Below are 6,129 nucleotides of genomic sequence, written 5' to 3' on the forward strand. Positions count from 1 at the left end.
ACCCGCCCCGGTAGCACGCGCCATCCCAACCCGTGCCACCGGGGCACACCCACACCCCCACCCAGCAGCAAAGGCCACCCCATGCCCAACCACCACGCCCAAAAACCCACCCTCCGCCTCAGCCGCAACGGAACAGAACCCCTCGAAATCCACCTCGAATCAACAAACCCAGTCACCGTCCAACTACAACTGGACAGCCCCTGCACCTGCCAACACCCCACCCAAAACCGCCCCGGCTCCTACATCGACAGCGACCCCGGCACCCACTAACGGCGGCGGCGTCCCGCCACTCCCTGAACGCGCCCCGGATAGGAATCCTTGCTGCCATGGCCACGATCCCGAGGCACGAAAGATGCCCGTAGCAGCCCACCTGCGCACGGCGTTGCGGACGGAAAGTCACAACAGCTGTGCTGATTGCAGCGACGGCCTACTTTTGCGTCCGGCTCTTCCGCTTCGGGAACTGCCGCCGGCAACGAATCGCGGCCAGGCGATCTTAGAGATCGTCTTCGGGTCGGGCGGCGAGGATCCGGTTGGCGCTGACCTGCAGGATACCGAGCGACTCCTGGATCAGGGGCGATGCGATGCTGCCCCTGCGCACCGCAGCGACGATGCGGCGCGAGGGCTTCCCTTTGCCACTAATACGCAGTCGAACCACGTTTTCGGCGCTATGCAAGGGTGCCAGTCGCGGCAGCAGGCCCACACCCAGCCCCGCACCCACGAAGGCGATTTGGGTTTCCCATTCAACGGCCTCATGGGCAATGCGCGGTGTCACCCCGACTGCCGTGAAGGCTGCCGTGAAGAGGGAGTGGTAGGTGGAACCGGCGGCTTCGGTGATCCATGGTTCCGACGCGAGCTCTTCGAGCGTCACAGTTTCCCGCGATGCCAACGGATGGTCAGCGGGAATGATCACGTCCAGGGGATCGTCGAGCAGAACGGTCTGTTCGAAGCGAGGATCGTCCTCAACGTAGGTGTCGGACTGCATGGCAACAATGACCGCGAGGTCGATTCGCTCGGCAACCAACAAATCGAAGCATCGGGCCGGGTTGGCCTCGAGTACCTGCACCTCAAGCAGTGGGCGTGTCGAGCGCAGGGTGGCGGCCAGCGGCGCGAGCAACTGTGCAGCCGCCGTAGAGAAACCGCCCAGGCCAAAACGGGACTGCACCTGGTCGCCTGCCTCCATGGCTGCTGCGCGCAGGCGCTCCCATTCGGTAATGAGGGTGTCCGAGCCGGCCACGAGAAAGCGGCCCGTGGCGGTCAGCCGCACGCCCCGGCCGTCCTTCGTCAGCAGCTGCATTCCCAGCACACGCTGGAGCTCCCGCAATTGCGCGGAGACGGCGGAGGGAGAATACCCTGTGAGCTCCGCGGTTGCGCCAATGGTGCCGCACCGGGCAAACACCCGAAGTGTGATGAGCCTCGCATCGATCATGCACCTATTGTGCACGGATATCTTCCAAATCTTGCGCTTTTGTTGCGGATCAATGATCCCTAATCTCATGATTACAAGGTTTTCGACAACGCCGCTCGCACCCCCACGCAGCCGTGGTCTCCACGTATCACACACTTACCCACGCCTCCCGGGAGGAAACACATGTCCGCTCCAGTCTTGCCCCTCAATTCACGCGGAAAACTCGCTTCGTCCTTGGCTGCAGAACAGCTGGCGGAAATCAGGGAGTTGTTCGAGTTCCGGCGCACGGGATATTCCCTCGATGCCCCCTTCTACACTGACCCGACGATTTTCAGCATCGACATGAAGGCCATTTTTGGCCAGCACTGGATCTTTGCCGCCAGCATCGCCGAACTGCCGGAGCCGGGCGACTACGTCACCGTCGACTACGGGCCCTACTCCCTGATCGTCCTGCGCAACGACGACGGCGGCGTGAACGTCCTGCACAACGTGTGCCGCCACCGCGGCGCCCGCGTCCTGACCGAACCCGCTGGGTCAACGGGAAACCTCGTGTGCGGCTACCACTCTTGGACATACTCCCCCGACGGCAATCTAATCCACGCCTCGGCACCGGGTGAGACGAAGTTCGACAAGGGCTGCTTCGGCCTCAAGCGTGCCCACAGCCGCGTGGTCGCCGGGCTCATCTTCGTCTGCATAGCGGACGAACCGCCGACGGATTTCGACGAAACCGCTAAGATCTTCGAGCCTTACCTCGCGCCCCACGATCTGTCGAAGACGAAAGTCGCCTACCAGCAGAACATCATCGAGGAGGGCAACTGGAAGCTCGTCATGGAGAACAACCGTGAGTGCTACCACTGCGACGGACACCCGGAGCTCGCCTGTTCCCTCTTTCCCACCTGGGGCCTGACGGAGGGCCTGATCCCGGCCCATCTCGAAGAAGTGTGGGACCGCAACAAGGAAGCCCAGTCCTCGCTTGAGGAGCGGTGCCGCCGCTATGGCCTTCCCTACGAGGTAGTCGAGGAGCTGGACACGCGCATCGCGGGAATCCGTATCTCACGTGAATCGCTCGACGGAGAGGGCGAATCGTTCTCGCCCGACGGGCGCAGGCTCTCCAAGAAGCTGCTCGGCGACTTGCCGGACTTCCGCCTTGGCCGCTGCTCGATGCACCTGCAGCCCAACAGCTGGTTCCACTTCCAGAGCGACCATGTCATCACGTTCGGCGTCTTCCCCGTCAACGAACACCAGACCCTGGTACGCACCACCTGGCTGGTGGCCGACGACGCCGAGGAAGGCGTCGACTACGACCTTGAGAAGCTCACCTACACCTGGAAGCAGACAAACCTGCAGGACAAGGCGTTCGTGGAGCTGTGCCAGCAGGGCGCCGGCAGCCCGGCCTATGAGCCCGGCCCGTACATGAAGAGCGAGTACCAGGTGGAGGCGTTCATCAACTGGTACGTGCAGCGCGTGCAGGAGCACTTGGCATGATTGAACTCCTCACTGAGACGGCAATCCAGGAGCCACAGCGCATTCGCGGTCTTGAGATGCCGTGGAACAGGGTTATGGGCAGCGCCGAGGCACCCGCCCGTGCTGCCCGTGCACTGGGCCCCTGGCATCCACAGGAGTTCATGGCCGAATGTGTCGAGACCGTTCCCGAGGCGGGCGGCTTGATGACCTTCGTCTTCCGCCGCTGTGACGGTGCGCCCCTGGCGTTCCGTGCGGGCCAGTATGTAAATATCGCTTTTCCGGTGAACGGCGAGGACCAGGATCCGGTGGACCGCAGCTACTCGCTGTCCAGTTCCCCAACTGAGCCTTGGACCTTCAACATCAGTGTCAAGCGCGACCCCACAGGACTCGTCTCACCGTGGGTGCACGAGAATGTCAAACCCGGCACTGTGCTCGAGATGCTCGGACCGGTCGGCGCATTCCACTTGCCGGATGCCGACCGGCGGGCGCGGTATCTCCTGCTGGCCGCCGGCGCAGGCATCACCCCCATCATGTCCATGGTGCGGACCATCCACTCCCTGCCCGGACAGGCCGATGTTGTGGTGCTCTATCACGGAGCCGAGGCCGGAGGCTTTGCCTTCCACCAGGAGCTGGCCTACATCGCCTCCGTGGACTCGCGCGTCAAGGTCTTCTACTCCCTCGGCGACCGCAGCAAAGCCGAGGGGTGGGAAGGGCTCAGCGGAAGGCTGACGGCAGCCATGCTGGACGAGGTGGCCCCCGATGCCAACGGCCGGCAGGTCTATGCCTGCGGCCCCGAGGGTTACTTGAATACCGCCACCGAGCTCCTGGGGAAGGTTGGCGTCGATGACACCTCCATCAACATGGAATTCTTCTCGGGGGATCGCCAGACGCTCCTTGAATACCAGGCGGAGCTCGCGTTTGCCGTGGACATTGCGGAGGAAATCGCCGAGGAAATCGCCGATTCCGCCGAGGACTACTACGAAAGCCAGCCCACCGCGTTCGGGCTCTACGAGCCAGGCTACGACGCCGATGGAGCCCTGAATGCCACGGGGCTGCCGCTGGAAACCGTCGACCCGGACGCGCCCCCTACCGAGGCCCCCGACGGCGGTTCGGCTGCGGGAGCGGAGGCCGCGTCACCTGATGCCTCGAGCTTCGACACTGTGGGAACGGGAAGCCTCACGCTGTCCTTCATGCGCACCGGCATCAATGTGCGCATCGACCCCACCGAACACATCCTCGGGGCAGCCCAGCGTGCGGGCGTCAGAATCGGCGCGAACTGCAAGGAGGGCATGTGCGGCTCCTGCAAGGTCGTCAAGCTTTCCGGGGAGGTCGAGATGAACCACCAGGGCGGGATCCGGGCCCGCGAAATCGATGCAGGCAAGTTCCTGCCCTGCTGCTCCACAGCGCGCACCGATATGGTGATCGACGCCTAGCCGCTTCCAGCTTGCTTCACGAAAACTGACAACAACTACCTCACAGACAGCCTGATGCGACCAGCATCATCGTGAGGGTTCGATCGCCAACCCATAGGAGCCATTCAATGTCAGGTAACAAAGCCGTTGCATACAAGGCGCCGGGGATCGTGGAAGTCATCGATACCCCGTTTCCCACCTTTGAACTGCAGGCCGGGCCCGGCGTCAATCCGTCAATGTCGGCCGGAAGGTCCCGCACGGGGTCATCCTGCGCACAGTGAGCACCAACATCTGCGGCTCGGACCAGCACATGGTTCGTGGCCGCACGACCGCCCCGGCAGGTCTCGTCCTGGGGCACGAGATCACCGGGGAAGTCATCGAGACCGGGCCCGACGTCGAGTTCATCAAGGTCGGGGACATCGTCTCGGTCCCCTTCAACATCTCCTGCGGGCGCTGCCGGAACTGCAAGGAGGGCAAGACCGGGATCTGCCTGAACGTGAACCCGGACCGTCCCGGGTCGGCCTACGGCTATGTTGACATGGGCGGATGGGTCGGCGGGCAGGCGGAGTTCGTCCTGGTCCCCTACGCGGACTGGAACCTGTTGCGGTTCCCTGATCGGGACCAGGCCCTGGAGAAGATCATGGACCTGACCATGCTCTCGGACATCCTCCCGACCGGTTTCCATGGGGCCGTCACGGCGGGTGTCGGCGTCGGGTCCACCGTCTATGTTGCCGGGGCCGGTCCCGTGGGGCTTGCCGCTGCGGCCAGCGCGCAACTGCTGGGGGCCGCGGTGGTCATCGTGGCGGACCTCAATGAGGATCGCCTGGCCCAGGCCCGATCCTTTGGCTGCGAAACCGTCAATGTGGCCAACGGCGACCCGGCTGACCAGATCGAACAGATTCTGGGGGTCCGGGAGGTCGATGCAGGAATCGACGCAGTCGGTTTCGAAGCCCGCGGACACGGACACGGTGCCCAGGAGGCGCCGGCCACCGTGCTCAATTCGCTGATGGACCTCACCGCCGCCGGCGGGTCCGTGGGCATTCCCGGCCTTTATGTGACCGGGGACCCGGGCGCCGCGGACGAGGCGGCCCAGAAGGGCAGCCTGTCCCTGTCCCTGGGCACCGGCTGGGCCAAGTCCCTCTCCTTCGCCACCGGCCAGTGCCCGGTGATGAAATACAACCGGCAGCTGATGATGGCGATCCTGCATGACAGGATCCAGATCGCCAAGGCGGTCAACGCCACGGCCATTTCACTCCAGGATGCCCCTCGGGGGTACGCGGAATTCGATGCCGGAGCCGCCACGAAGTATGTCCTGGACCCGAACGGCTACCTCAGCAACTAGTCCGGGTAAATGAGTTAGACCGGGCGGAAGGTTGGGGGCTTCCTCCCGTTGCAGTCCATGTTATGCACCGCACGCCCATGATCCGCCGAGCAAAGGACCCGCTCATGGCTATAAGCCGTGACTTAAAACCCTCACCCCCTGAGGAGTTGCCTGCCGACTACGCTTTGGCAGTAACTCCCCGCAACGTAGACACCAATCCTGCTGTCCTTGATCCGGAGGACGGCGCCGCAGAATCACTGCCGGACGTCGAAGAGTACGAACAGATCCTCGAAGAGCTTCGTACTGCCAAGACCGAGCAGGCCGTCTCCCTGCGCCGGAACCACTCGCTCACCCTCGACAAAGTCACCTTCGGGATCACTGGCGCCATCGCCATCGCCTTTGTTATCTGGGGCTTTGCCGGCCGGGACAGCCTCGCCTCGTCCTCCACGGTTGCCCTGAACTGGGTCATGGAATACACCGGCTGGCTCTTCATGGTCCTGGCGTCCCTGTTCGTCGTGTTCGTCCTG

General features: G+C 63.7%; 4 protein-coding genes and 2 pseudogenes. 5 read left to right on the forward strand and 1 reads right to left on the reverse strand.

Translation table 11 applies throughout. From position 1 onward, the window contains the following. Positions 1-81 precede the first annotated feature (81 nt). Positions 82-270, forward strand: a complete 189-nt coding sequence (locus NFC73_RS08590) for a hypothetical protein (RefSeq protein ID WP_254749321.1) — start codon at positions 82-84, stop codon at positions 268-270. A gap of 223 nt (positions 271-493) precedes the next feature. On the opposite strand, the gene NFC73_RS08595 is transcribed toward NFC73_RS08590, so the two are convergent. Beyond that, entirely contained in the window at positions 494-1,426 is a 933-nt protein-coding gene (locus NFC73_RS08595) for a LysR family transcriptional regulator (protein ID WP_254749323.1), read from the reverse strand. A 162-nt stretch (positions 1,427-1,588) separates the two neighbouring features. Here NFC73_RS08595 and NFC73_RS08600 point away from each other — a divergent pair, with 162 nt between their 5' ends. The 4 genes and pseudogenes from NFC73_RS08600 to NFC73_RS08615 form a co-directional block, all read left to right on the forward strand. Then, positions 1,589-2,890, forward strand: a complete 1,302-nt coding sequence (locus tag NFC73_RS08600) for an aromatic ring-hydroxylating oxygenase subunit alpha (protein ID WP_254749325.1) — start codon at positions 1,589-1,591, stop codon at positions 2,888-2,890. After that, positions 2,887-4,302 carry a ferredoxin reductase gene (locus tag NFC73_RS08605; protein WP_254749327.1) on the forward strand — a complete coding sequence of 472 codons (1,416 nt, stop codon included), beginning with the start codon at positions 2,887-2,889 and terminating at the stop codon, positions 4,300-4,302. Before NFC73_RS08600 ends, NFC73_RS08605 begins: the two co-directional genes overlap by 4 nt. Before the next feature lie 107 nt (positions 4,303-4,409). Further along, positions 4,410-5,623 (forward strand): annotated as a pseudogene (gene fdhA, locus NFC73_RS08610) (formaldehyde dehydrogenase, glutathione-independent). 104 nt (positions 5,624-5,727) lie between these two features. Beyond that, positions 5,728-6,129 (forward strand): annotated as a pseudogene (locus NFC73_RS08615) (BCCT family transporter); the annotation flags it as partial.

The organism is Pseudarthrobacter humi (assembly GCF_024294965.1).
Classification (GTDB): domain Bacteria; phylum Actinomycetota; class Actinomycetes; order Actinomycetales; family Micrococcaceae; genus Arthrobacter; species Arthrobacter humi.